The sequence below is a fragment of the Mesorhizobium maamorense genome (genome assembly GCF_044998965.1).
Lineage (GTDB): Bacteria > Pseudomonadota > Alphaproteobacteria > Rhizobiales > Rhizobiaceae > Mesorhizobium.
In genome coordinates, this window is sequence record NZ_CP173356.1 from 2,149,321 (window position 1) to 2,174,284 (window position 24,964).

The following is a 24,964-nucleotide window of genomic DNA, read 5'->3' on the forward strand; positions in this document are numbered from 1 at the left end:
AGATGGCCGCAGGGCCGTTTGGAATGGCAGGATCAGTTCTGAGTGTCGTCGGCAGGGGCCGATCCATCGGCAGGCGCGGCGCCATCGGCGGGCGCGGCCGCATTAGCAGGCGCTGCCGGCGCTTTCGCCTTGGCCGCTGCGGCCAGCGTTTCACCGACCTGCTGGGCGAGGTCACGAGCAAGCCCGTTCTGCCAGATATCGGCGGCCTTCACCAGGTCGCGCGTCACGGCCGGGCCGCTCTCGAGGAGCTTCTTGCCGGAGTCCGAATTGTAGAAGGTCGCGATGTCGTTGAGTTCCTGTTCGGAAAACACCTTCGCATAGGCAAGGGCCGCTTCCTTCTCCAGGTCGGCCCGGCGCGAGGCAAGCGCCAGCGCCTTCTCGCTGATCGTCTTGGCGATCAGCTCCTGCATGTCGGGGTTCTTTTGGATGAGCTGCGATTCGAGGGCGGCGGCGGCCTGCGGCAGGATGTTGTCGAACGGGTCGGTCGCATGGATCGCGGTGACCGCGGCGCGCGCCGCCTTCAGGTGTGCTTCCGTGACGTCCTGCGAGAACGCCGGCGAAGAGAAGGCGAAGACGGCCGATGCCGACAGAAGGACGGACAAGCGGCGAACCCGGTTATGCAACATCATGGTCGATAGAACTCCCTGTTTTTCAGGCGGCATGGACGGTTTGGATGCCATCGCCCCCGGCGATGATGGCCGCTGACGCCAGCCCGATGAAAAGACCGTGCTCGACCACGCCGGGAATGGCGTGGAGAGCATTCGATAGCGCTCTTGTATCCGGAATGCGGCCAAAAGATGCATCGAGGATAAAGTGGCCGCCGTCTGTAACAAAAGCCTGGCCGCCCGTCATCCTCAATGTAACCGGACCGGAAAGGCCGAGCCTTGCAGCCGCCTTCCCGATCGCGATTTCGGTTGCGCGCAGGCCGAACGGGTTGACCTCGATGGGCAATGGAAAACGGCCGAGCGTCTCGACCATCTTGGAGCGATCGGCAATGACGATCATGCGAGCGGAAGCCGCCGCGACGATCTTCTCGCGCAGCAATGCGCCGCCGCCGCCCTTGATCAGCGTCAGCGCCGGGTCGACTTCGTCGGCGCCGTCCACGGTGAGATCGAGTTCCGGCGTCTCCTCCAGCGTCGACAGCGGCACCCCAAGTTCGCGGCACAGCGAGGCGGTGCGCTCGGACGTCGGCACGCCGATGATGGTCAGGCCCGTGGCCACCTTGTCGGCAAGCAGCCGCACGAACTCGTCGGCGGTGGTGCCGGTGCCGATGCCGAGCCGCATGCCATCGGTGACATGGGCAAGGGCCGCCCGCGCGGCTTCGACCTTCAACTGTCTTGCATCCATGCCGCTTTTACCGCCCCGGAACCTGGTGTTTGCGGCTCCTACCATTTTTGCCGGTCCGGTCAAAGCCCTTGCAGCGGCGTAGGTTGATGACGTTCGGCCTCCCGTCAATGGTGTGCCCGCGCGGTCGGCGAGTGATGTGCGGCGACGTTCATAGGAATTTTTTCTTATAGCCCATTGACTGGGTGAAGGCAGTTATGCTACATATTTGCCTATGGTGCAGATTTGCGCCGGGACCCGCCGCTCTGGCGGGTTTTTTCATGCCTGGCGGTTCGTCGCGAATGCCCGGTCCGGGGAGCTTGCTTGCCTGAACGAGCCTGCCCGGCGCTTGCCTTGACGCGCCGCAGCCTTTATCGCCTGCCCATTGCATAAACTGCCCAGGATGGATCATGACCCGCCCGATCATCGTGTTCGACCTCGACGGTACGCTGATCGACACAGCGCCGGACCTGCTCGACAGCCTTAACCACAGCCTTGCCGCCAGCGCGCTCGCGGCCGTCGACGAAGCCGGCTTCAGGCGCTTCGTCGGCCATGGCGGCCGCGTCATGATCGAACGGGCGCACGCCGCGCAGCAGCGGTCGCTCGATGTCGCCGAACACGACCGGCTGCTGAAACTGTTCCTCGACCACTACACCCTCAACATTCCCGGCAAGTCCCGCCCCTACCCCGGCGTCCTCGAGGCGATCGCCCGCTTCGAGAAGGCAGGCTATCTCCTGGCCGTCTGCACCAACAAATACGAGGCCAACTCGCTGGCGCTGATCGAGGCGCTCGGCCTGACCAAACACTTCGCGGCGATTGCCGGACAGGATACCTTCGCCTTCCGCAAACCCGACCCGCGTCACCTCACCGAAACCATCAAGCGCGCCGGCGGCGACCCGCACCGAGCTTTGATGGTCGGCGATCCGCAGACCGACATCGACACCGCGAAAGCCGCCGGCATCCCAGTGGTGGCCGTCGACTTCGGCTACACCGACCGCCACGTGCGCGAGTTCGAGCCCTCGGCGGTGATCTCGCATTTCGACGCGCTGACGCTGGATTTGGTCGAACGGCTGATCGCCGCGGCGCAACATTGAGCGGCCGCAAGGCGGGATAGAGGCGAAAGGGCAAAAACCGATCCTTCTGAGAACGTCGCAAGGCAATCGCCCGACGAAATGACGATTTCCGATTTGCGGCGGATGCCTCCAACATCGAAGATGGCGCCGGCGCTTGAAAGAGGGTGACGAAACCGGAAGCACCTGCCCTCTGTGAGAACGCCGGACACCGCCTTGACTTCCCGCACCGGCCTCCCTTATATCGCGGCTCGCTTGGCCTTCGGGCAACGAGCGGGCGATTAGCTCAGCGGGAGAGCACACCCTTCACACGGGTGGGGTCGCAGGTTCAATCCCTGCATCGCCCACCATCTCCTTTCTCGGCAATACCTCCATCCTCCGGTTCTGATGACGACAGCACGGCGCCTCGCAACGCGCCAGGCAGGAACGGTACGGCATTGCGCGGTCGCGGAACAAACCTGCACACAAGTGAGTTTCTGTGCGTGGAAACTTGAGGGAAAACCATGTCCAGACTTCTTCTGGCGACCAGCGTCGCCATTCTCCTCGGCGCCGGGCCGGCCTTCGCCGTGGACGACAAGCCTTTGCCGCCGCCCAATGCCAAGAAATTGTCTGACATCATCGCCAAGGTCGAGCAGCGCGATGGCTTCCGCTATGTCAAGGAGGTCGACTGGGATGATGGCGCCTATACCGTCACCTACTACACCGCCGACAAGGCGAAGGTCGAAATCACCTATGATCCGGTAACAGCCGAGCCCAGATAGCTTCGTCAGGAGAAAACCTGCGGGGGCGAGCAACCCGTATTGCGATCCCTCCCCGCAATGATCACCGGTCCCAATCTGAAAATGCCGAGCCTGCGGCGTGAGATGTGCCCGCCCTTGCGCCAATGCACCTTTGATGGCTGATTACAGCGGAGCTTCACGGGGGGTATGCATGGCGACGGCCAGGCATGTGTTGAAACGTATCTTGATGGTGCTTGCCGGCTATCTCGTCGCCGTGCTGGTCGGCCTGATCGCCATCGTCGCGATCTACGCTGCGTTGAGCTCCTTGCCCAATGCGCCCCGGTATTTCGACCTGATGGGCGTCTCGCCGATCGCGGCGCTGGTGGTGCCGCCGCTCGGCATGTTCATCTATTTCCTGACGATCGTGCTGACCGGGGCGCAGACCCTGATCTTCGCATTGATCGCCGAATTCTTCTCGTTGCGCGGCTTGTGGCTCCACATGCTCTTCGGCGGTGCGGCGGCGGTCGGCGGCTTTGCCCTGATCTGGCCGAGCGCGCTCGAGGACATGGCCTCGGAGCGCTGGGCCGACATCGGCATCATCGCCGCTGCCGGCCTGGTCGCCGGGCTTGTCTACTGGCTGATCGCAGGGCGCGACGCCGGTTTCCGGCGACCGCTCTCGGCCCGCTGAATTCTTAGCTCGACGGCGAGCGTGCTGCTTCGGTGGCGTCCAGGGCCTGCTTCAACCGCGTGTCCCGGTCGTAGACGTCGTTGAAGTATTCGACCTTGCCGGACATGTCGGGCCATGCGGTGAAATAGGCGACATAGACCGGAATCGTGCGCGTCACGCTCTCGGTCGAATGGCCGTGCTTCAGCTTCTCGGCGACCTCATCGACCGAGGTACCCAGCACCGCAGCCGCCATGCCCCGCGGATCCTGCAGCCGCACGCAACCATGGCTGAGCGCGCGCATGTCGCGCTGGAAGAACGACTTCTGCGGTGTGTCATGCATGTAGATGGCGTGCTTGTTGGGGAACAGGATCTTCAATTCGCCCAGCGCATTGGCCTCGCTCGGGAGTTGGCGCACGCTGTAGGGGATGTTCGCGCCATAGCCGCCCCAGTTGACCGCCGAGGACGGAATGCGCTTGCCGCGCGAATCGGTCACCTCATAGCCGGCCCGGTCGAGATAACCCGGATCGCTGCGCAATCTCGGCAGCATTTCGTTGACGATGATCGACTGCGGCACCCCCCAATAGGGATGGAAGTCGACCTGCTTGATCTGGTCGTAGAAGAAGGCGGTCTGGTTGGTGGTCCTGCCGATGACCGCACGGGTTTTCAGCTTTTCCTCGCCATTGTCGATGTAGCTCGCCGTGAAGGCTGGCTGGTTGATGAACACACGCGGGCTGCCGAGGTCGGATGGCAGCCAGCGCAGTTCTTCCAGCGCCACCTGTACCTTGAGCAACCGGTCGGCCTTGGACGTTCCGGCCAGCGACGCGACGGTGCGCGGTCCGATGACGCCGTCGCCCTTCATGCCTGCTTTTTGCTGCACCGCCTTGATGACCGGAACCAGCTCAGGGAGGTAGACGTCGCTGGTGGCGAGCCGCGACAGCACTTCGCCGTAGGCGCCGCCCATCTCGTCGTCGAGATCGCGCGCGATCAGGCTCAGCAGCTTGGGAAGCTCGGGACTGGTTTCGCCCGGCTTCAGCAACAGCTTGGGATCGACGACGATCTCGTTCTCGGCGCTCGCTTGCAGCGACTCCAGCTCGACGCGCAGCGCCTGGTACTCCGGGTTCTGCGGATGCCGCGATTCGAGATAGGTGCGCACTTCCTGGGTATGCGCCAGCGTCTTCAAAACGCCTTCCATGTCGAGCGGCTTGGCGGGGAAATCATAGTAGCCGGTCATGCGGTTGGGTTCGACGCGGCCGCTTTGGGCATCATGGACATAGCGAAGCACGCGGGCCGACAGCGCCATTTCGAAGCGCACGAACTCCTTCAAACGTGCAGCGGCGTCACCAGTCGACGCAGCGGCGGTCGGCACGTCGACCGTGTAGTCGGACGGTGCCAGGCCGTAGCTCGCCGCCTCGCCAAGCACCCGCACCGCGTCCTGCGCGCGGCTGTTGGCGTTGGCTCCGGTCACCCAGATGAAATCCGGATTGGCCGAATAATAGGCGATCAGCGCCTTGGCGATATCCGGCTCCGCATAGAGCTCGTAGTCGCTCAGTCCGGCGATTGCCTCGCGAAAGGCGTTGCCGGTGGCTGAGGGCACGAAGGCGGCGTCCTGCGGCGTCGCCGGCTGCGGCGCTGCCGTAAGCGCCGAGAAGTCGACGCGCACGAGCTTGTCGGCTTTGTAGGTGTAGTAGGAAGGGCTGCTGATCTTCACGCTGCCGCCGCCACCACCGCCGGCGGATACGTTGGGGTTCGGCTTGCGCCTTGGTGGCGGAGGGGGAAACTCACCTTGCGGCTCGTGCCTTACGCCGCCGCCGAAAAGCATGTCGAAAAGCCCCTGCGCGCCTGCTTGCGGCGTTCCCAGGGCCAGCGTCGCCACGAGCGCTGCAAGCGGCAACGCGGTAGCTTTGTTTCCCGGCAATTTCATGGTCACCCGCTCCAGCCGCAACCGGCTCCGTTCCGCACGCTCGTGCGTCTTGCCCACCGCATGGCGGATGTAAGACGCGACTATACCGATTCATACCGATTTCGTTAAGCTTTCATAAATTTTGGGGCGGCTGTGGCAGAACGGTTTCACAACATCGTGACGGCCGGAGCGGACACAACCCGCTCCGGCCGTCGAAGCGGGCGGGCGACGTCAGGCGTTGGCGCCGCCATCGATGGTCAGCGCGGCGCCGGTCACGAAGCGCCCCTCGGGACCGGCGAGCCAGGTGACCATGCCAGCGACCTCATCGGCGTCGCCGAAACGCGGTGTGGCCATTTTTTCCCGCTGATGCTCGGCATGCGGACCGCTTGCCGGATTCATGTCGGTGTCCGTCGAGCCCGGATGGACGATATTGGCGGTAATGCCGCGCGCACCGAGGTCGCGTGCCAGGGCTTTGGTTAGTCCGACCAGCGCCGCCTTGCTCGCGGAATAGGCACTGAGGCTTGTGTCGGTCACACGCTCCGCCAGATTGCTGCCGATGGAGATGATCCTGCCGCCCTCGCCCATATGTGCCACCGCGGCCTTGGAGGCGACGAACGGCGCTCTCAGGTTGACCTCCATGGTTTCATCGAAGTCGGCGAGCGACAGGGTGTCGATGGGCGCGGCGCGCCAGATGCCCGCGCTGTTGACCAATATGTCGAGCCGCCCGAAGGCAGAAGCAACATCGTCGACCGCCCTCGCGACCGCCGCGGCGTCGCGGTTGTCGGCCTTGATGGCGATGGCGCGTCCGCCATTGGCCTCGATCTCGCCGACCACCGCACGGGCCTGCTCCTCGCCATTGACATAGGTCAGTGCCACGCTGGCGCCGTCTGCCGCCAGCTTGCGAGCGATCGCTGCGCCGATGCCGCGGCTGCCGCCGGTGACGAGCGCGGCCTTGCCGCTCAGACGGTTCGATGACATTGCATTCTCCTTTTTGTAACGATCGATACATAAATAGATGTCAGGCTTGTCCGGCCCCGTCAACTGAATTATGTATCGATCAGCACAGAAAGAGCATGATGCCGGAACGAGGCCGCCCCCGCACCTTCGACAGAACCGCCGCCCTGGGGCGCGCGATGGAGGTGTTCTGGGTCAAGGGCTATGAAGGCACGTCGATAAGCGACCTGACCGGGGCGATGGGCATCAATTCGCCAAGTCTCTACGCCGCCTTCGGCAGCAAGGAAGCGCTCTTCCTCGAGGCGACCGAGTTTTACACGCAGGCCGAAGGCACGGACATCTGGACCGCGCTGGACGAGGCGCCAACGGCACGTGAGGCGATCGAGGCTTTCCTGCGTCAGACCGCCAAGGCCTATTCGCAGACCGACCGCCCGCAAGGATGCCTGGTCACGCTCGGCGCGTTGCATCAGGACAGCTCGCGCGGCGCCATCTGCAACGACCTGCGCCGTCGGCGCGCCGAAAACCACGCAGCCTTGCAGAGGCGGTTGGAGCGTGGCGTGGCCGAGGGCGAATTGCCGAGGAGTTTCGACTGCGAAGCCGCCGCGACCTTTTTCGCGACGGTTCAACACGGCATGTCGATCCAGGCGCGCGACGGTGCTTCGCATGCGGCCCTGCTGGCAACCGTGGAGGGGGCAATGGCCGCCTGGAAGATGATAGCCGGTACCGACGCGGGATGACAAACGCCGGGCGTTGTGCTCGAAATCCGAACGGACGGAGCGCCAGTCTAAACGGGCCGGGAGGATCGGACGGTGAAAAAGGGTTATCGCGAACTGCTGGACGAGGCGAATGCCGAGATCGAAGTGCTTTCGCCCGAGGAAGCGGCAGCCCTGATCGAGGACGAAGGCACCATCTTTGTCGACCTGCGAGATCCTCGCGAGATTGAACGCGACGGCAGGATTCCCGGCGCCAAACATGTCACCCGTGGCATGCTGGAATTCTGGATCGATCCCGAGAGCCCTTACCACAAGCCGTTCTTCGCGTCGGGAAAGAGCTTCGTCTTCTTCTGCGCCGGCGGCTGGCGTTCGGCGCTCGCCACCAAGACCGCGCAGGACATGGGGCTGTCGCCCGTCAAGCATATCCTTGGCGGCTACACCGCCTGGAAGGCGGCCGGACTGCCGGTGGAACCCGGCGAGAAGAAGAAACAGCCCTGATTGCGGTTCAATGGAGCAGCGACGGCTCCCGGTGCGCGGCCACGAAGCTGACGGCGCGTTCCACCACGCCCTTGTCCGCCAGGATGCGGCGATGGCCGAGCCCTTCGGCCCAGTGGAGCAACACATGGTCACCGGCGCCGGCATAACGCCAGGCATGATCGGCCGAGACTTCGCGATCGTCGGGTGCGTGGATGACCAGCGTCGGCACCGGCGCCTGGGCAAGCTGGCGATCGCCGGTGAATTCGTGCAGCGGCCGGCCGGAAAGGTGTTCGACACGGTCCGCCATGGCGGCCTGCGAGCGCGGACCGACATTGAGCATGCGACTGAAGTCGGCGAAGATGGCCGGCAATGAACTGGGCGCGGCGATCAGCACCAGGCGCCCGGCCGCCAGCGGCGCAATGTTCCTGATCGATCCGGCGATTGCATTGGCGGCGACGGCGCCGCCGAAGGAATGACCGACCACCGCCGCGAACGGGCCGAACCATTCGCCCGCGATTCGCACCGCATCCACGGCATTGACCATGTTCAACCGCCGGCCATGCGATTGGCCGTGGCCGGGAAGGTCGAGCGAGACGACCCTGTAGCCGGCGGCGCGGTAGCCCTCGATCAGCATGCGCATATATTCGGTGCGCGAGCGCCACCCATGAACGACGAGAACCGTTCCGGCGGACGCCCTGCCCGGCTCCGGACGGAATTCATGCACCATGACGCAGCCGGATCCGGCTTTCAGCCGGTGATGCCGCGCTTCAGCCATGAAATCTGCCGCGCGGTCGACGGCACGGCGTTCGCCCTCGCTCAGCACCCTGGCGTTCGGCGTACGGCAGAACAGCTCGAATGCGGCGCGCCCAGTGAGGCGGGGGGCGACATGTTCGGCGGCCCCGAATACACCCCGGATGACCTTCAGTCCGAATGATGCCATAGTGGGAATCCATCCATACGTTCAAGCATGAACATAATAGTTCAAAGATGAACAATAAACAAGAGCTGCCCTGGGACAACCCGCGGTTTCGCAACTGGGTCGCGGTTGCGCGCGCCTGCCATGTGCTGGAGCGCACGCTTGCCGTGAAGCTGGCGCCGCTCGATCTGAAGCCCGCGCAGCTCGATGTGTTGATGAATCTCTACCGCCATCCCGGCATGTCGCAGCACGATCTCGCCCGCAAGCTGCTCGTCGGCCGCTCCAACATCACCATGCTGTTGCCGCAGCTTGAGGCTCGCGGCCTGCTGCGCCGCGAAGGCGACGAGAAGGACAAGCGCATCCTGCGGCTGGCCCTCACCGAAGCCGGCGAGGCGCTGCTGATGCAGGCGCTGAAGTTGCACATGGCGCTGATCGAGAAAGCGATGAGCCAGTCGACGCCGGAGCAGTGCGACATGATCGGCGAGCAGATGCGCAAGATCTACGAAGTGTTGAAGGACGCCTGACCGCCATTGCGGTCCGGCGGATCACCACATCGTCTTTTTTGCCCGCTCCAGCCATTCCTTGTCATAGGTTTCGCCGTCGATGTTCCTGCGGCTGGTGATCTCCAGGATCTTTCCTGGTGTCGGCAGGGACTTCGGATCGACATGCCTTTCCGGGTTCCACAGTTCCGACCGCACGATGGCGCGGGCGCATTGGAAATAGACCGTATCGACATCGATGACGGTCACCGAGCGTGCCGGCCTGCCGTCGACCGTGAACGACGCGCAAAGCGCGGCATCTGTGGTGATGTGCGCGCGGCCGCTGATGCGCAGCGTCGTGCCGGAGCCCGGCACAAGGAACAGCAGCCCGACGCGGGGATCGCGAATGATGTTCTTCAGCGAATCGGCGCGGTTGTTGCCGCGCCGGTCCGGCATCATCAGGGTTTTCGCATCGACGATGCGCACGAAGCCGGCGAGATCGCCGCGCGGCGAGCAATCCAGCCCTTCCGGCCCGCTGGTCGCCAGCGCGACGAAGGGCGAGGCCTCGATGAAGGCGGCGTATTCGGGAATGACGTGGTCGAGTTCCTTGACCACCGAGGCTTCGCCGGGCAGGCCATAGAGCGTTTCAAGCTGTTCGACGGTGGTTATGATGGACATTGTCTCGTCTCCCGATCCGCCACCCTACTCCCGCTCCATGACATCTTGACGACGCCCGCCGGCTAACCGTCGCGGCTGAGACCCTTTTGTGCCAGCTCGGCAAGATAGGCATTCCAGCGCGCATCCTTCTCGTGGCCCAGCGTGTGCAGGTAATTCCAGGTGAAGATACCGGTGTCATGGAAATCATCGAAGGTGATGCGCACCGCGTAGTTGCCGACCGGTTCAATTTTGAGGATGGTGACATCGCGCTTGCCGGGAACGGTCACCCGCTGGTCCGGCGAATGGCCCTGCACCTCGGCCGACGGCGAGGCGACGCGCAGCAGCTCGGCCGGCAGCTCGAATGGCTGGTGGCCGGGAAAGGTCACGGAGAGCAGTTTGCGGTCTTTGGAGACCCGCAGTTCCTTCGGCGCCGTCATGGTGTTTTCCGTTTCGAACCGCCCTTCCCTACGCCGCTTCGCCGGATTGGAAAAGCCCGTACCAGGCAGCCGACATCCGGTGTCGGTCGGGGAATGTTACCAAAGATCGAGAGCGGCTATCTTGAACGACAGGCCGGATCGTATCACATAGCGATATATAACGCCGTCGTTCACAGCCACGGGAAACGCTTCACGCATGGACATGATCGATCCTTTCGGCCGCACGATCAGCTACCTGCGCGTGTCGGTCACCGACCGCTGCGATTTCCGCTGCACCTATTGCATGGCCGAGGACATGGCTTTCCTGCCCAAGAAGGACCTGCTGTCGCTCGAGGAACTCGACCGGCTGTGCAGCGTCTTCATCGCAAAAGGCGTGCGCAAATTGCGTCTCACCGGCGGCGAGCCGCTGGTGCGCAAGAACATCATGCACCTGGTCCGCCAGCTGTCGCGTCATCTCGAAAGCGGCGCGCTGGAAGAACTGACGCTGACCACCAACGGCTCGCAGCTTTCGCGTTTTGCTGCCGAGCTCGCCGATTGCGGCGTTAAGCGCATCAATGTTTCGCTCGACACGCTTGATGCCGACAAGTTCCACGCAATCACCCGCTGGGGCCATCTCGGCAAGGTCATGGCCGGCATCGATGCGGCGCAGGCGGCGGGGCTGAAGATAAAGCTCAACGCCGTGGCGCTGAAGGATTTCAACGACGCCGAATTGCCTGAGATGATGCGCTGGGCGCATGGCCGCGGCATGGACCTGACCGTCATCGAAACCATGCCGATGGGCGAGATCGACGCCGACCGCACCGACCAGTACCTGCCGCTGTCGCTGCTGCGCGCCTCGCTGGAGCGCCAGTTCACGCTGACAGACGTCCCGTTCAAGACCGGCGGTCCGGCCCGCTATGTCCATGTCGCGGAAACCGGTGGCCGGCTCGGCTTCATCACGCCGATGACCCATAATTTTTGCGAGAGCTGCAACCGCGTCCGGCTGACCTGCACCGGCACGCTCTATATGTGCCTGGGCCAGGAGGATGCCGCCGATCTCAGGGAGCCGTTGCGTGCGTCCGAAGGCAACGATCTGGTCGGCGCGGCGATCGACGAGGCGATCGGGCGCAAGCCGAAAGGGCATGATTTCATCATCGACCGTCGCACCAGCCGCCCCTCCGTGTCGCGGCATATGAGCGTCACCGGCGGCTGATTTTCCCACGGATCTGGTGCAGGATCGCTTCCGGCTGACTGCTGGAGGAATGGAATGAAGTGCGCGCGCTCCGTATTGGCATTCGTTGCGGCGATCGCGGCAATGCCGTCGGCTGCCGCTCCTTTCACCTACACCAACGAGCGATTCGGCACGGTCTGCACCTTTCCCGATGATGTTTTCACCGACCGCCAGCCCGAACCGGACAATGGCGACGGCCAGCAATGGCTCGCGCCCGACGGCGCCAGCCTGATCTGTTCCGGCATCCTCAATATCGACAACGACACGCCGAAGAGCTTCGTTGCGGCCGAGAAGACAAGCACCCAGGCGGGTTACAAGGTCACCTACAGCAGGGCGGGAAAGAACTGGGCCGTGCTTTCGGGGCTGAAGGCCGGGAACATCTTTTATGAGCGCCGCCTGTTCGGCAAGGACGGCGTCATCCGCACCGTCTGGATCGAATATCCGCCGGCCGTGAAGTCGAAATACCACCCGCTGGTCGGCGCCATCGCCGCCAGCCTCCAGGGACCGTGACTATTGCGGCCATGCCGCAATAAATCTCCGCCGGCGGATGCCCGCCTGATTTACCCCAGCCGTTTTCGCGCCTAGCCTTCCATCCGGTAGCGGCTTTCGCTCCGTGGGGAAAAACATTATGCGCAAGTTCATCTTTTCTGTTGCCTTGCTCGGCCTCGCCGCCATGCCGGCGGCGGCGCAATCCATCGGCGGCACTTATGATGTCGCCGGCACCAATTTCGATGGTTCGGCCTATGGCGGCGAAGCCACCATCACACTGACCAGCGGCACGACCTGCACGATCCATTGGGAAACCGGCGGCTCGTCCTCGGACGGCATCTGCATGCGCAACGACAACGCCTTCTCGGCCGGCTATGTCATGGGCAAGGAGATCGGCCTTGTCGTCTACAAGATGCAGGAAGACGGCTCGCTGCACGGCCTGTGGACGATCGCCGGCAAGAACGGCAACGGCACCGAGGTGCTGACGCCGAAGAAGTAAGATCGGCCATCCGCGGTTGAAAGTCTGGGCCGCGATCAAGGCCGTGGCCCAGCCCTTTGTCATTGCTGTTTCGTTCTCGGCTGCTACAGGCTTTTTTCAAAGCAGAACCGGTAGAGATCTTGCCCCTTTCTCCCAATCTTCGCGGTGCGTTGTTCATGGTGGTGGCGATGGCCGGCTTCACCCTCAATGACGCCATCACCAAATATTCGTCGCAGTCGATGAACATGGCGCAGGTCATGCTGATCAGAGGCGCATTTGCCTCGCTCTTCGTCGGCCTGCTTGCCTGGCAGCGCGGCGCGCTGGTCCGTCCGCGCTCGATGCTGCAGCCGCTGGTGGCACTGCGCGTCCTTGCCGAGGCCGGCGCGACGGTGACCTTCCTGGTCGCGCTTGCCCATTTGCCGATCGCCAGCGTCTCGGCCGTCCTGCAGGCACTGCCGCTGGCCGTGACAATGGGCGCGGCCCTTGTCTTCGGCGAGGCGGTCGGCTGGCGCCGCTGGCTGGCGATCGCCGTTGGATTTGCCGGCGTGCTGGTCGTGGTGCGCCCGGGCTTCGAGGGGTTCAGCATGTTTTCGCTCGTGGCGCTGGCCAGCGTCGCCTGCTGCGCGGTGCGCGACCTCGCCACCAAGCGGATTCCGCAGGCTATCCCGACGCTGCTCGTCTCCACCGCAACGGCACTGGCCATGACCGTGGTCGGCGCGCTGCTGCTGTCGCCGATGGGCGGCTGGACACCGATGACGGGAAAAGCCACTGCGCTGCTGGCGCTCGCAGCAGTGCTGGTGCTCATCGGCTATCAATTCATCATCATGGCGATGCGCTCGGGCGAGATTTCCTTCATAGCGCCGTTCCGCTATACGGCGCTGCTCTGGTCCATTGTGCTCGGCCTGCTGGTCTTCGGCGATGTCCCCGACATGACGATGATCATCGGCGCCAGCACAATCGTCGGCTCCGGCCTGTACGCGCTTTATCGTGAGCGCGTCGTCGGCCGGCGCAGGATCGTCGCGGAAAGCACTGGTCCTGCCATGGCCCCGGACGGCATATAAGAGGCTCGCGGGGAATTTTCGCGAAGGCGCACGGGCTCGATGATGGTGAGAGATATTGCGGGATTGATGCTGGCCGGCGTTCAATCCAGACGCAGGGGCGGCGGCGACAAGACCTTGCTGCGGCTCGAAAGCGGCTGGCCACGGCGGCCGATCAACATCAACATGCCCGACGATCTTGCCAAGGCGGCGCGGTTGCTGCAGAGCATCTGAGATGAACAAGCGCCTCTTCGGCATCACCGGCTGGAAGAACTCCGGCAAGACGACCTTGACTGAGAAACTGGTCGCGGAACTCGTTGGGCGCGGCTGGACGGTTTCGACCGTAAAGCACGCCCATCATGATTTCGACATCGACAAGCCGGGCGCGGACAGCTTTCGCCACCGGCAGGCAGGAGCCATGGAAGTCGCCATCGTCTCCGCCAATCGCTGGGCACTGATGCACGAATTGCGCGGCGAGGATGAGCCGGCGCTGGAAGCGATCCTGTCGCGGCTTGCGCCGTCCGACATCGTGCTGGTCGAAGGCTACAAGCGCGAAGCCCACCGCAAGATCGAAACCCGGCGCCTGGAGGCGAAGGACCGGACGCCGCTTTCGGCGGGTGACCCCGGGATCGTTGCCATTGCGGCCGACTTCGTCATCGAGGACAAAAGCCTGCCGGTGTTCGATCTCGACGACGTGAAATCGATAGCCGACTTCGTCGAGCGCGCGACCGGCCTCGTTGCTTGAGAAGTAACGTAACGGCAGAAGGACATTGCCGATTTTCGTGGTTTTGCAGTTGCTTTTTCTTGGAAAGAGTGGGAGTATCGGGCCAGCGGGCGGTCAAAAGCACCGCCCCCACAGAGCCGTTTCGGAACGACGGCCGGGACCATAAAGAGAGGATCATTATGCGTATTGCACTGCGTATCGCGCTCGCCGCTTCGGCCGCGCTGCTGACGCTCGGCGTAGCCCAGGCCCAGGAAAAGACCCTGAGGATCGGCACCGAGGGCGCTTATCCGCCCTTCAACAACCTGACTTCCGATGGCAAGCTCGTCGGTTTCGACATCGACATCGCCCAGGCGCTCTGCGATGAGATGAAGGTCAAGTGCACCTTCGTTGCCCAGGACTGGGACGGCATCATCCCGGCGCTGCAGGCGGGCAAGTTCGACGCCATCGTGGCATCGATGTCGATCACGCCGGAGCGTGCCGAGAAGGTCGACTTCACTCACAAATACTACAACACGCCCTCGGCGCTCGCCGTCCCGAAGGATTCGACGCTGAAGGGCGTGACCAAGGAGGACCTCGCCGGCAAGAGTATCGGCGTGGCCACCACGACGACCCATTTCAACTATGCCTCGAAGACCTACACCGACAGCACGATCAAGGGTTATCCGAGCAGCCCCGAGGAACAGGCGGATCTGGCCAACGGCCGCCTCGACGCCATCGAGGATGATATCGTGGTGCTGCAGCAGTGGCTGGATTCGCCTGACGGTGCCTGCTGCAAGATCCTCGGCCAGCCCTCGCCGCAGCCGGTCGAGATTTTCGGACCTGGCGCCGGCATTGCCGTGCGCAAGGGCGAGACCGATCTGGTCAACAAGCTGAATTCCGCGATCGACGCCATCAGGGCCAACGGAAAATACAAGGAAATCAACGATAAGTACTTCAAGTTCGACGTCTACGGCGCCGAGTCCTGATAATCACCTCCAAGGGCGGCAGGGTCTCCCTGCCGCCTTACCCGATCTGGGAGCTCTGGAGATAACACCACTCGATGCCAGCCCAAAGCATATGGACACTTCTCAGTTGGGGACCCAATGGCTGGCTTGACGATATCGCCTATGGCGCGGTGGTCACCATCGCGCTGGCGCTCGCCACGCTTCCGATCGGCCTGACGATCGGCTTTTTCATTGCCTGGGCAAAGCAATCCGAAGAGCCTTCGCTGCGGCTGGCCGCGAACATTTACACCACCATGTTTCGCGGCCTTCCGGAGCTGGTGACGCTCTTCCTGTTCTTCTTCGGCATGCCCATCCTGCTGCAATACATCATCCGCTTCTTCAGGCCCGAGGCGACGATCGATGTCGACAGCTTCATCGCCGGCATGATCGTGCTCTCGCTGATCTTCTCTTCCTATGCCAGCGAGGTATTCCTTTCGGCCTTTCGCGCCATTCCGAAGGGCCAGTATGAGGGCGGCTATGCGATCGGTCTGTCGAAGTGGCTGACCATGCGCAAGGTGATCCTGCCTCAATTGCTGCGCATCGCCTTCCCCGGTCTCGAGAATTGCTGGCTCAGCCTGCTCAAGGACACAGCCCTGGTCTCGGTCGTCAACCTCGCCGAGACCTTGCGCAATGCGGGCGTCGCGGCGCGCGTCACCAAACATTCGTTCCTGTTCTACAGCGTCGCGGCGCTGGTCTTTCTCATCCTGGCAATCCTGTCTTCGATCGCCACCGGCTTCATCTTGCGGTCGCTCGGGCAGAAGGAAGCGCGATGAGCGTCACCGACACCATTGCCGTCGATCGGCCGCCGCCGCCGGCGCGCGGCTGGCCGCGTGCCCGTATCGTAGGATACGCACTCGTCGGCCTCTGGATCCTCTTCGGCTTCGGCATACTGGCCTATCTGGTCTCCGCGTGGAACGGCGAGTTCTTCGCACGATATGCGCCGGCCTATCTGCAGGGACTTGGAACCACCCTGTCGCTGGTGGCGGTGTCGATGGTGGCCGGCGCCATCCTGTCGCTGCCCGTCACCTATGGCCGCATGTCGAACAACCGGTTGCTGTCGTGGCCCGCCTATTGCTACGTCTATTTCTTCCGCGGCACGCCGCTGCTGGTTCAGGTCTATCTGGTCTATTACGGGGTCGGTTCTTTCCGCGTGCAGCTCGAATCGGTTGGGCTATGGTGGTTCTTCCGCGACGCCTTCAACTGCGGCGTGTTCGCCTTTGCGCTCAACACGGCCGCCTATCAGGCCGAAATCTTGCGCGGCGCCATTGAGAGCGTTCCAAGGGGCCAGTGGGAAGGCGCCGCTTCGCTCGGCCTGCACAAGCTGCAGACGCTGCGCAAGGTCATTCTGCCCCAGGCGATCATCGTGGCCTTGCGACCCTACGGCAATGAACTCGTTCTGATGATCAAGGCCTCCGCGATCGTCGCCATCATCACCGTCTACGACCTGATGGGCAATGCGAAACTCGCCTACGCCAAGTCCTTCGACTTCCAGGCCTATGTCTGGGTGGCGATCGTTTATCTGGTGATGGTCGAGATCCTGCGCCACGGCGTCGAATGGATCGAGCGCCGGATTACCATTCACCTGAAACGGTAAGCTTACCTGATCTGTGCCAGTCGATGGCTCGGCGCGCGCCTTGACGAATCCGCCGCATGGCCTAGACCTTCCGCAACTGCAATCTTTGCTCCCGTCGGAAGGAACAAGCCATGGCATCGGTGGCATTTCTCGGTCTTGGCGTCATGGGCTATCCCATGGCCGCCCATCTGAAGAACAAGGGCGGCCACGACGTCACCGTCTACAACCGCACCAGGGCAAAGGCCGAGCAATGGGTCGCCCAGCATGGCGGCGCTCTCGCCCTGACGCCGGCGCAGGCTGCCGAAGGCAAGGACTTTGTTTTCTCGTGCGTGGGCAATGACGACGATCTGCGTTCGGTGACGACGGCAAAGGACGGTGCCTTTCAGGCCATGAAAAAGGGCGCCGTCTACATCGACAACACCACGGCATCGGCCGAGGTCGCGCGCGAATTGGCCGAGACCGCACAGGAGCGCGGCTTCTCGTTCCTCGACGCGCCGGTCTCCGGCGGCCAGGCCGGCGCCGAAAACGGCATTCTGACCGTCATGGTCGGCGGCGACCAGGCAGCCTTCGACAAAGCCAGGCCCGTCATCGACGCCTATGCCCGGATGGTCGGGCTTATGGGACCGGCAGGCGCCGGCCAGCTCACCAAGATGATCAACCAAATCTGCATCGCCGGGCTGGTGCAGGGACTGTCCGAAGGCATCCATTTCGGCAGGAAGGCCGGGCTCGACATCGAGAAGGTCATCGATGTGATCTCCAAGGGCGCAGCGGGCTCGTGGCAGATGGAGAACCGGCACAAGACGATGAATGCAGGCAAATACGACTTCGGCTTCGCGGTCGACTGGATGCGCAAGGATCTCGGCATCTGTCTTGATGAAGCCGACCGCAACGGGGCCAGACTGCCCGTGACGGCGCTCGTCGACCAGTTCTATAAGGACGTCCAGGCGATGGGCGGCAGGCGCTGGGACACATCCTCACTGCTGGCGAGGCTGGAAAAGTAGAACGCAGATGTCCCTGCCCGGCCCGAGCTGGAGCGCGGACGAGATCGTCGCTCACCTGCGCTCGATCGGCACGCAGGAAAACCGCGCCGGCATGGCCCGGTTCGGCATCAACACCGCGACGGCGCTTGGTGTAGGCAATTCGGATTTGCGGCCGCTGGCGCGCAAGCTGAAGCGCAATCACGAGCGGGCGCTTGCCCTGTGGGACAGCGGTGTTCGCGAGGCGCGGCTGGTGGCGGCGTTCACCGGGGAGCCGAAAAGGATCACGGCCGAGCAGTGCCGCCGCTGGGCCGGCGATTTCGACTCCTGGGAGATCGTAGACAGCGTTTCGGATCTCTTTGCTGAAACGTCGTTCCGGCGTGAGTTGATCGAGGAGTTTGCTGCCGACGAACGCGAGTTCGTGCGCCGCGCCGGCTTTGCCATGGTGGCGTGGAGCGCAGTGCATCTGAAGCAGGAGCCGGACGCGACGTTTCTCGCCTATCTGCCGTTGATCGAGGCGCATGCCGGCGATCCGCGCAATTTCGTCAGGAAGGCGGTCAGCTGGGCGCTGCGGCAGATTGGCAAACGCTCGGCGGCGCTGCATGCCCCTGCCCTTGCGCTCGCGCAAAAGTTGGCCGGATCATCCGACAAGACGGCGCGCTGGATCGGCCGGGACGCCGTGAAGGAGTTAACGGATGCCAAAAGGCTGGAACGGCTCACCTCCAGAAAAAGCTGATCTTGCCGATATCCGGTTCACGGAGGTGACGCCGGCAACACGCGGCGACTTCGAGATATTGTTCGAGCAGCCGGGTGCGCCAAAATATTGCTGGTGCATGGCGTGGCGGCAGTCCGTCCGCGAGCACATCCCGAATGATGAGAAAAAGCGCCAGATGATGGCACTTATCGATGCCGGCAGGCCGGTCGGCATCCTCGCCCAGATCGACGGCAAGACCGTTGCCTGGTGTTCGGTCGCGCCGCGCGAAACCTACCGAAGGCTTTCAAAGCAGCAGGACGACAGCGAGACGGGGGTATGGTCAATCGTCTGCTTTTATGTGCCAAGGGCTTTGCGCGGCCGCGGTTTTGCTTCCGCATTGCTCGATGCGGCCATTGACCACGCGTTCGCCAAGGGGGCGCATATCATTGAGGCCTATCCGGTGGGCGAGGCATCGCCGAGCTACCGTTTCATGGGGTTTCGCGACATGTTTGCGGCGCGCGGCTTTCACGACGCCGGCATGACCGGTTCTCGCCGGCATGTAATGCGGCTCGAGCGTTGACGTCGCCGGTGGCGGTGTCTTTACTCGAACGCAAAGGAAAACGTCCGATGACCAAACGTCTGATAGCCATGGCAGCGTTCGCGGGCGCGATGTCGGCTTTTACAGCCGCCCTCGCTTCGGCCGAGACCACACACATATTCTGGAAGGATTTGCGCCCGGCGACCCAGGCGGTTGCCGAAGAAGCTGGCCTGCCGATGATCGCGGCAAAATTGCCCGATCGCGGCGAGACGTTATCCCTCGGCCTGCAGGACAAGACCATACAAATAGCCGGCTATGCGTTGCCGGTCGATCGCGAAGGCGATCTTGTCTATCAATTCCTACTGGTGCCGTGGACCGGCGCCTGCAGCCACATGCCGACACCACCACCCAACCAGATCGTCCTGGTCACCCCGGCTCAGCCCTACAAAATATCGCGGGCCTACCAGCCGGTTTCCGTAACCGGCGCGCTGAAACCAGGCATGGAGAAGAGCCAGCTTTTCATCCTGGACGGCGTCTCGGTCATCCAGTCGGGCTATACCGTGCGCAAGGCAGACGTGACCGGCGTCGACACCGTGCCGGACACAATAACCCTACCGGTCAACTCGCCTTGGACTTTCCTCAACAAAAAAGAAGAACTAAGCAAGGCGAGCTTGCGTGACCTTGCATGCACCAAGGCCACGCGCGCTCAGGCCGCGTTCGCGCCCGATTCCTTGTCCAGCACCATGTAATCGAGCGGGATTTCGGTCGTGTACTTGATCTGCTCCATGGCGAAGGAGGACGAGACGTCGCGAATCTCGATCTTGGCGATCAGCCGCTTATAGAAGGCATCATAGGCTGCAATGTCGGGCACCACGACACGCAGGAGGTAGTCGACATCGCCGCTCATGCGGTAGAACTCGACCACCTCGGGGAATTCCTGGATGACTTCGGAAAAACGCCGCAGCCATTCATGGCTGTGCGAATTGGTGCGGATCGAGACGAAGACGGTGACCCGCACATTGACCTTTTCATGATCGAGAATGGCGACACGCCGCTTGATGACGCCCTCTTCCTCGAGCTTCTGGATGCGCCGCCAGCAAGGGGTCGTCGACAGTCCCACTTTCTTGGCGACATCTGCGACCGCGAGCGTCGCGTCCTCCTGCAGGAGGCGGAGAATTTTTCGGTCAAGGCGGTCCATTGAAAGCTCCTGAAGGAATGGATTGGCCATAATCGGCGTTATTATAGCCTTTCACAAGAAAAAAATTCTGCTGATTGGCGGAAAAGCCGGTGGTTTCTTGCTGAATGTCTAACCGAGGCGATAGCGGATTTCCGACCTGAGGAAAGGCAGCAAATCCATTTCAAACCAGGGATTCCGCTTCAGCCAGCCGGTGTTGCGCCAGGACGGATGCGGCAGCGGCAGCACCTTCTGGCCAGCGGATTTCTCCCAGATGGAGCGCCAGTCCCTCACCGTTTCCGTCAGGGACGGGCGCCGCGCGGCACCCATGTGCCAGGACTGCGCGTAGATGCCGATCGTCAGCACCAGGTCGATCTGCGGCATGAGCCCCATCAACGGCGCGCGCCAGGCCGGCGCGCATTCCCGCCTTGGCGGCAAGTCGCTGCCCTTGGCGTCCTGGCCGGGGAAACAGAAGCCCATCGGCACGATGGCAAACTTCTCGGTGTCGTAGAACTCCTCACTGGTGACGCCGAGCCAGTCTCTGAGCCGGTCGCCCGAAGCATCGGTGAACGGCATGCCCGACAGATGCACCTTGGTTCCCGGTGCCTGGCTGGCAATCAGGATGCGGGCATTCGACGAGGGTCGCAGCACCGGGCGCGGTTCGTGCGGCAGTGGCCGGCCGATCGGATTGTCGACGCAGATGCGGCAGGAGCGAACCGTCGCGGCGAAGCTTTCGAGTTCCGCAGTCATCCTCAGGCCGCGGCACTCGGCCGGCTCGAAACCGTCCGATACCAGCGCAACACATTGCTGCACTCGTCCGGCACCTTGATGCGCGCCGGTTTCATAAAATCGATGGCGATCATCCCGGTGATATCGGCGATCGAATAGGCGTCGCCGGCGGCGAATTCGCGGGTTCCCAGCTCGCCGTCGAGAAGTCGCAGGAATTCGATTGCCTTCGGCTTGTTGGCCTCGCCCCACTCGGGAATCTGCGGGATCTCCCATTCCTTCATGGCCGGATGGGTGTGGCGGAAAGCTTGCGCGACGCAGGTCAGCAGGTTGAATTCCATCCGCCTTTGCCACATCTCGACCTGCGCCTTGCCGAGCGCCCCGCGACCGAACAGTGCGGGCTCGGGATTGAGTTCCTCGAAATAGCGGCAGATGGCGACGGACTCGGTGATGACGGTGCCGTCGTCAAGCTCCAGCACCGGCAGTCGCCGCAGTGGATTGCGCGAGCTGACCGCCTGTTGCCTGTGTTCCAGCGCGCCCATGTCGACGGACACCAGCGGAACCGCGATTCCCTTCTCGGCCAGAAAAACGCGAACCCGCCTTGGGTTGGGCGCTCGGCCGCCGTCGAAGAGCTTCATTCGATCCTCCAGTTCTTGCCGGTGATGGCAGGGTTCAGCTTCCGCCGGCTTACCAGAAGCGGAAAATCTCCCGCACGGCATCGCCGATCGAGGCGAGCGTGCCATGTTTTCTCTCGACGGACTCGCCATGGTGGCTGTCGCGCCAATCCTGCGGCTGGTCGAACGTACCTGCCCAGATGCCGGCCTTTGCCGCGCGCGCGATCGCTTCCTCGCTCTCGTAATCGCCGAAAGCGACCGCCCAGCCTGCCTCGACCTGTGCGCGGTTGAGATCGGTGTCCCCGGCCCTGCAATCGCCGAGCAGCCGGCCGTAACGATCGCGCTGCCAGCCGCTGCAGATGACGGGCCTGCCGGCGATCAGGCGCACCAGAGACTGGCGCGCAAGCGCGCCACAAGAATAGTCGGCGCCGTTCTTGCGGCAGGTCTGGGTGTATTCCGGCGCGTCGATGCCGCGCATGCGGATGCGTTCGGCGCCGAGCGTGATCGAGTCGCCATCATTGATGATGGCGACGCCCTGTGTCTTTCGCGTCTCCACGCGATCGAGGCGCGCAGCAAGCACGATCAGCAACCCCAGAATAATGACGGTCAGCCCGTAGTCCAGCAATTTGCGCCATGGGCTTCGCGGGCGCGGCGCAGCGTACCGCCGGCGCGGTCCTTGCGACCAGGAACGGCTCATATGGCAAACGGTTGGTTAATCATTCGAACGTAGCTTAACACCTTGAAATGCCGCCCGCATAATTGAAGTCTTCATGCCTTTGCAACGCTCGAACACAGCGGACAAATTCATTGTGGACCGCAGGAAACGCCATCGCAACAGCGATGTCGCGCGCGCGGTGCGCAAGACGCGCGACCGTCTTTCGCAACAGGCCGGCAATCCGGATTTCGATCGCGAACTGCTGAGACTCCATGCGCGCGCGATGACCAGCGGGGCCATTGCCATTCCGCTGCTCGTCCTGGCGATCGCCGCGCTTGGCCGGCTGGCCGGCATCGGCAATGAGATCATTCTCTGGGCGCTGTTCACCCTGACCTGCTACACGATGTTGGCTTTCATGGCGCGCCGCGTCGAACGCGTGGAAGCGTCCGATCTTAACCCGTTGCAAACCCAGAGAGAATTCCTGTTCGCACATTTCCTGTGCGGCCTCGGCTGGGGCTGGTTCGTCTGGCTCGGCTGCGGTGCCTGCGCGGTCGACCAGTTTCAGGTGGTCAAGGCCGTGGTGCTGCTGCTTGCCATGGCCGGAACCGCTATCATGGCCTCATCCCTGCGCGGGGCGTTGCTGGCGACTTTCGCTGTTCCGGTGACGCTTTACGCCTACGCCGAAATAAGGCTGTGGATGCCGGTCGGGGCGATCATGGCCGTACTGCTCGTTCTTTCGCTGCCTTTCTTTGCCTATATCGCGCGGAACCTCAACCGCTCCTCCCTGATGCTTTTGTCGTTCCGCTCCGAAAAGGACGCACTGATCGCCGAAGTCGAGACCGCGAAATCGATGTCGGACGAGGCGCGGCGGCGCGCGGAAGATGCCAATCTGGCCAAATCGCGCTTTCTTGCCTCGATGAGCCATGAATTGCGCACGCCGCTCAACGCAATTCTCGGTTTTTCCGAAGTGATGTCGAACGAAGTGCTGGGGCCGATGAGCAATCCCACTTATCGCGACTATGCCCATGACGTGCACGAATCCGGCCAGCATCTTCTCGACCTCATCAACGAGATCCTCGACCTGTCGCGCATCGAGGCCGGCCGGTACCAGCTCAATGAAGAGCCGGTGATGCTGCTCGGCATTGTCGAGGATTGCTGCCACATGATGGAGTTGAAGGCGCGCAACAAGGATATCCGCGTCATTCAGGATTTCGAACATGCCTTGCCGCGCCTGTTCGCCGACGAGCGCGCGGTGCGCCAGATCACCCTCAACCTCTTGTCCAACGCGATCAAGTTCACCGCTACCGGCGGCGAAATCCGCGTGCGCGTCGGCTGGACGGCCGGCGGCGGACAATACATCTCGGTCAGGGACAACGGCCCCGGCATACCGGAAGACGAGATCCCGGTAGTGCTTTCGGCCTTCGGCCAGGGTTCGATCGCCATCAAGAGCGCCGAACAGGGCACCGGACTTGGTCTGCCGATCGTGCAGGGCCTGCTCGCCATGCATGGCGGCGAATTCCAACTTCATTCCAAGCTGCGCGAAGGCACAGAGGCGATTGCCATCTTCCCGCTGAGCCGGGTAATGGAGGAACTCCCGGCCCTGCCGACCGCGGCGGTCGCGGCGCGTCGGCGTTGACGCGCCTCATGCGTGGAATGAGCGACGAATGCTCGGCCTAGCCGCGAACGGCCGCGGCCATGCCCGAACTGGTCAGTGCCGCTGCCTTGATTAGGCCGGCGGCAAGTGCCGCGCCTACTCCCTCGCCGTGGCCGACGCCGAGGTCAAGCAAGGGGCGAAGGCCAAGGCGCTCGGCGGCCTGCGCATGCGCGGGCTCCGGCGACAGGCCGGCGAGAAGGCAATGATCCAGCGCGGCAGGATTGGCGGCATGCAGGACCGCTGCGGCTGCCGTTGCCGCAACTCCGTCGAGCAGCACGGGGATCTTTTGCATCCGTGCCGCAAGGATGGCGCCGGCTATCGCCGCGAACTCACGGCCACCGAGCCGCCGCAGCACCTCCAACGGTTCATCGAGATGGCCGGCGTGGAAAGCCAGCGCCGCATCGACCACCTCCGCCTTGCGCGCCTGCATCGCCGCATCGGCGCCAGAGCCCGGGCCGACCCAATCGGTGCCCTTGCCGCCCAACACGGCCGCGAACAGGGCCGCGGCGACGGTGGAATTGCCGACGCCCAGATCGCCGAGGCAAAGCAGGTCGGCGCCGCCGGCGATCGCCTCCATGCCGAAGGCCATGGTCGCGGCGCAACCCCGCTCGTCGAGTGCGGCATCCTGCGTGATGTCGGCTGTCGGAATATGCAAGGCGAGATCGAAAACCTTCAGCCCGAGGTCGTTGGCGACGCAGACCTGGTTGATCGCTGCACCGCCGGCCGCACACAGTTCGACGGCGTTGGCGGTCGCCGCCACGGCTCTCGGCGAGACGCCGTGCCTGACAACACCATGGTTGCCGGCAAAGACCGCGACCAGAGGCCGCGTCACTGCCGGCGGCGCACGGCCACTCCATGCTGCCAGCCAGGCAGCGATATCCTCGATGCGACCAAGCGAGTTCCTTGGCTTGTCCGCCTTGGCGAACAGCGTTCGCACACGGGCCTCCGCTGTCGTGTCGGCCGCCGGCAGATTGGCCAGCAGGTTACGGAAATCGTCGAAAGGCTGTGCTCTGGTCATGTTGTGGAATTCGTCCTTGCAGATGGGCAGCGGCATAGCCGCCCTCGTGCGCCGGCACAACCTCCCGCTCTTGATGTAAAAGCGGCCGCGGGCGACGCATTCCCGAGG

Annotated in this window: 31 protein-coding genes, 1 tRNA gene and 1 pseudogene; 21 read left to right on the forward strand and 12 right to left on the reverse strand. The window is 63.3% G+C overall.

The features are described 5' to 3' along the window. Positions 1–32 precede the first annotated feature (32 nt). Both ACIU1A_RS11105 and rpiA read right to left on the reverse strand, forming a co-directional pair. Positions 33–629 carry a DUF2059 domain-containing protein gene (locus tag ACIU1A_RS11105; RefSeq protein WP_404927296.1) on the reverse strand — a complete coding sequence of 199 codons (597 nt, stop codon included), beginning with the start codon at positions 627–629 and terminating at the stop codon, positions 33–35. Between the two features lie 22 nt (positions 630–651). Further along, positions 652–1,347 (reverse strand): ribose-5-phosphate isomerase RpiA, encoded by a 696-nt coding sequence (rpiA, locus tag ACIU1A_RS11110; protein ID WP_140498616.1) that lies wholly within the window; start codon positions 1,345–1,347, stop codon positions 652–654. A gap of 386 nt (positions 1,348–1,733) precedes the next feature. Between rpiA and ACIU1A_RS11115 the strand changes: the two genes are divergently transcribed. From ACIU1A_RS11115 to ACIU1A_RS11130, 4 genes are all read left to right on the forward strand, one after another. Further along, on the forward strand, positions 1,734–2,417 hold the full coding sequence (locus ACIU1A_RS11115) for a phosphoglycolate phosphatase (RefSeq protein WP_404927297.1): 684 nt from the start codon (positions 1,734–1,736) through the stop codon (positions 2,415–2,417). 251 nt (positions 2,418–2,668) lie between these two features. Further along, positions 2,669–2,743, forward strand: a tRNA-Val gene (locus ACIU1A_RS11120). Positions 2,744–2,896: 153 nt separating this feature from the next. Continuing rightward, positions 2,897–3,154 (forward strand): PepSY domain-containing protein, encoded by a 258-nt coding sequence (locus ACIU1A_RS11125; protein ID WP_140557198.1) that lies wholly within the window; start codon positions 2,897–2,899, stop codon positions 3,152–3,154. 169 nt (positions 3,155–3,323) lie between these two features. Further along, complete coding sequence (locus ACIU1A_RS11130) at positions 3,324–3,800, forward strand: hypothetical protein (protein ID WP_404927298.1); 477 nt, start codon at positions 3,324–3,326, stop codon at positions 3,798–3,800. A 4-nt stretch (positions 3,801–3,804) separates the two neighbouring features. On the opposite strand, the gene ACIU1A_RS11135 is transcribed toward ACIU1A_RS11130, so the two are convergent. Then, positions 3,805–5,700, reverse strand: coding sequence for a murein L,D-transpeptidase (locus ACIU1A_RS11135; RefSeq protein ID WP_404927299.1), 1,896 nt, complete (start codon positions 5,698–5,700; stop codon positions 3,805–3,807). Between the two features lie 210 nt (positions 5,701–5,910). Next, positions 5,911–6,657 carry an SDR family oxidoreductase gene (locus ACIU1A_RS11140; RefSeq protein ID WP_404927300.1) on the reverse strand — a complete coding sequence of 249 codons (747 nt, stop codon included), beginning with the start codon at positions 6,655–6,657 and terminating at the stop codon, positions 5,911–5,913. Positions 6,658–6,755: 98 nt separating this feature from the next. Between ACIU1A_RS11140 and ACIU1A_RS11145 the strand changes: the two genes are divergently transcribed. Further along, complete coding sequence (locus ACIU1A_RS11145; protein WP_404927898.1) at positions 6,756–7,370, forward strand: TetR/AcrR family transcriptional regulator; 615 nt, start codon at positions 6,756–6,758, stop codon at positions 7,368–7,370. 72 nt (positions 7,371–7,442) lie between these two features. After that, a complete protein-coding gene (locus ACIU1A_RS11150; RefSeq protein ID WP_140548470.1) occupies positions 7,443–7,844 on the forward strand; it encodes a rhodanese-like domain-containing protein in 402 nt (133 codons plus the stop codon). A 7-nt stretch (positions 7,845–7,851) separates the two neighbouring features. Here the strand turns inward: ACIU1A_RS11150 and ACIU1A_RS11155 are convergent, their stop codons facing one another. Further along, on the reverse strand, positions 7,852–8,763 hold the full coding sequence (locus ACIU1A_RS11155) for an alpha/beta hydrolase (protein WP_140561218.1): 912 nt from the start codon (positions 8,761–8,763) through the stop codon (positions 7,852–7,854). Between the two features lie 47 nt (positions 8,764–8,810). Here ACIU1A_RS11155 and ACIU1A_RS11160 point away from each other — a divergent pair, with 47 nt between their 5' ends. Then, complete coding sequence (locus tag ACIU1A_RS11160; protein WP_404927301.1) at positions 8,811–9,263, forward strand: MarR family winged helix-turn-helix transcriptional regulator; 453 nt, start codon at positions 8,811–8,813, stop codon at positions 9,261–9,263. Between the two features lie 21 nt (positions 9,264–9,284). On the opposite strand, the gene ACIU1A_RS11165 is transcribed toward ACIU1A_RS11160, so the two are convergent. After that, positions 9,285–9,896, reverse strand: coding sequence for a pyridoxamine 5'-phosphate oxidase family protein (locus ACIU1A_RS11165; RefSeq protein ID WP_404927302.1), 612 nt, complete (start codon positions 9,894–9,896; stop codon positions 9,285–9,287). 62 nt (positions 9,897–9,958) lie between these two features. Next, positions 9,959–10,312, reverse strand: coding sequence for a gamma-butyrobetaine hydroxylase-like domain-containing protein (locus ACIU1A_RS11170; RefSeq protein ID WP_404927303.1), 354 nt, complete (start codon positions 10,310–10,312; stop codon positions 9,959–9,961). 196 nt (positions 10,313–10,508) lie between these two features. Here ACIU1A_RS11170 and moaA point away from each other — a divergent pair, with 196 nt between their 5' ends. The 13 genes and pseudogenes from moaA (at position 10,509) to ACIU1A_RS11235 (ending at position 19,764) form a co-directional block, all read left to right on the forward strand. Further along, on the forward strand, positions 10,509–11,504 hold the full coding sequence (gene moaA / locus ACIU1A_RS11175; RefSeq protein ID WP_140515385.1) for a GTP 3',8-cyclase MoaA: 996 nt from the start codon (positions 10,509–10,511) through the stop codon (positions 11,502–11,504). Positions 11,505–11,558: 54 nt separating this feature from the next. After that, complete coding sequence (locus tag ACIU1A_RS11180) at positions 11,559–12,032, forward strand: hypothetical protein (protein WP_404927304.1); 474 nt, start codon at positions 11,559–11,561, stop codon at positions 12,030–12,032. A gap of 118 nt (positions 12,033–12,150) precedes the next feature. Further along, positions 12,151–12,510 carry a hypothetical protein gene (locus tag ACIU1A_RS11185; RefSeq protein WP_140762046.1) on the forward strand — a complete coding sequence of 120 codons (360 nt, stop codon included), beginning with the start codon at positions 12,151–12,153 and terminating at the stop codon, positions 12,508–12,510. A 119-nt stretch (positions 12,511–12,629) separates the two neighbouring features. Continuing rightward, on the forward strand, positions 12,630–13,550 hold the full coding sequence (locus ACIU1A_RS11190) for a DMT family transporter (protein ID WP_140557186.1): 921 nt from the start codon (positions 12,630–12,632) through the stop codon (positions 13,548–13,550). A 42-nt stretch (positions 13,551–13,592) separates the two neighbouring features. Next, positions 13,593–13,685 (forward strand): annotated as a pseudogene (locus ACIU1A_RS11195) (molybdenum cofactor guanylyltransferase MobA); the annotation flags it as partial. Between the two features lie 76 nt (positions 13,686–13,761). Then, positions 13,762–14,271, forward strand: a complete 510-nt coding sequence (gene mobB / locus ACIU1A_RS11200; RefSeq protein ID WP_140498630.1) for a molybdopterin-guanine dinucleotide biosynthesis protein B — start codon at positions 13,762–13,764, stop codon at positions 14,269–14,271. A 158-nt stretch (positions 14,272–14,429) separates the two neighbouring features. Further along, entirely contained in the window at positions 14,430–15,215 is a 786-nt protein-coding gene (locus tag ACIU1A_RS11205) for an ABC transporter substrate-binding protein (RefSeq protein WP_140498631.1), read from the forward strand. Between the two features lie 74 nt (positions 15,216–15,289). Continuing rightward, positions 15,290–16,006 (forward strand): ABC transporter permease, encoded by a 717-nt coding sequence (locus ACIU1A_RS11210; RefSeq protein ID WP_140498632.1) that lies wholly within the window; start codon positions 15,290–15,292, stop codon positions 16,004–16,006. Beyond that, the gene (locus tag ACIU1A_RS11215) at positions 16,003–16,827 is read left to right on the forward strand and encodes an ABC transporter permease (protein ID WP_140498633.1); all 825 of its coding nucleotides are present in this window, start codon (positions 16,003–16,005) and stop codon (positions 16,825–16,827) included. The genes ACIU1A_RS11210 and ACIU1A_RS11215 overlap by 4 nt, the downstream gene beginning before the upstream one ends. Before the next feature lie 110 nt (positions 16,828–16,937). Beyond that, positions 16,938–17,807: an NAD(P)-dependent oxidoreductase gene (locus ACIU1A_RS11220; RefSeq protein ID WP_140584429.1), complete on the forward strand. Its 870-nt coding sequence runs from the start codon at positions 16,938–16,940 to the stop codon at positions 17,805–17,807. Positions 17,808–17,814: 7 nt separating this feature from the next. Then, entirely contained in the window at positions 17,815–18,519 is a 705-nt protein-coding gene (locus tag ACIU1A_RS11225) for a DNA alkylation repair protein (protein WP_404927305.1), read from the forward strand. Beyond that, positions 18,479–19,057, forward strand: coding sequence for a GNAT family N-acetyltransferase (locus ACIU1A_RS11230; protein ID WP_404927306.1), 579 nt, complete (start codon positions 18,479–18,481; stop codon positions 19,055–19,057). The genes ACIU1A_RS11225 and ACIU1A_RS11230 overlap by 41 nt, the downstream gene beginning before the upstream one ends. After that, complete coding sequence (locus tag ACIU1A_RS11235; protein ID WP_404927307.1) at positions 19,054–19,764, forward strand: DUF3299 domain-containing protein; 711 nt, start codon at positions 19,054–19,056, stop codon at positions 19,762–19,764. The genes ACIU1A_RS11230 and ACIU1A_RS11235 overlap by 4 nt, the downstream gene beginning before the upstream one ends. On the opposite strand, the gene ACIU1A_RS11240 is transcribed toward ACIU1A_RS11235, so the two are convergent. From ACIU1A_RS11240 to ACIU1A_RS11255, 4 genes are all read right to left on the reverse strand, one after another. Continuing rightward, complete coding sequence (locus ACIU1A_RS11240) at positions 19,722–20,213, reverse strand: Lrp/AsnC family transcriptional regulator (RefSeq protein ID WP_006205209.1); 492 nt, start codon at positions 20,211–20,213, stop codon at positions 19,722–19,724. The genes ACIU1A_RS11235 and ACIU1A_RS11240 overlap by 43 nt on opposite strands. Positions 20,214–20,321: 108 nt before the next feature. Beyond that, on the reverse strand, positions 20,322–21,002 hold the full coding sequence (locus ACIU1A_RS11245; protein WP_140561231.1) for a uracil-DNA glycosylase family protein: 681 nt from the start codon (positions 21,000–21,002) through the stop codon (positions 20,322–20,324). Then, positions 20,942–21,553 (reverse strand): glutathione S-transferase, encoded by a 612-nt coding sequence (locus ACIU1A_RS11250; RefSeq protein ID WP_140564538.1) that lies wholly within the window; start codon positions 21,551–21,553, stop codon positions 20,942–20,944. Before ACIU1A_RS11250 ends, ACIU1A_RS11245 begins: the two co-directional genes overlap by 61 nt. Before the next feature lie 49 nt (positions 21,554–21,602). Beyond that, positions 21,603–22,226 (reverse strand): thermonuclease family protein, encoded by a 624-nt coding sequence (locus ACIU1A_RS11255; protein WP_404927308.1) that lies wholly within the window; start codon positions 22,224–22,226, stop codon positions 21,603–21,605. A gap of 73 nt (positions 22,227–22,299) precedes the next feature. Here ACIU1A_RS11255 and ACIU1A_RS11260 point away from each other — a divergent pair, with 73 nt between their 5' ends. After that, complete coding sequence (locus ACIU1A_RS11260) at positions 22,300–23,820, forward strand: HAMP domain-containing sensor histidine kinase (protein ID WP_140498641.1); 1,521 nt, start codon at positions 22,300–22,302, stop codon at positions 23,818–23,820. A gap of 37 nt (positions 23,821–23,857) precedes the next feature. Here the strand turns inward: ACIU1A_RS11260 and ACIU1A_RS11265 are convergent, their stop codons facing one another. Beyond that, entirely contained in the window at positions 23,858–24,856 is a 999-nt protein-coding gene (locus ACIU1A_RS11265; protein WP_140686442.1) for a nicotinate-nucleotide--dimethylbenzimidazole phosphoribosyltransferase, read from the reverse strand. Between the last annotated feature and the right edge of the window lie 108 nt (positions 24,857–24,964).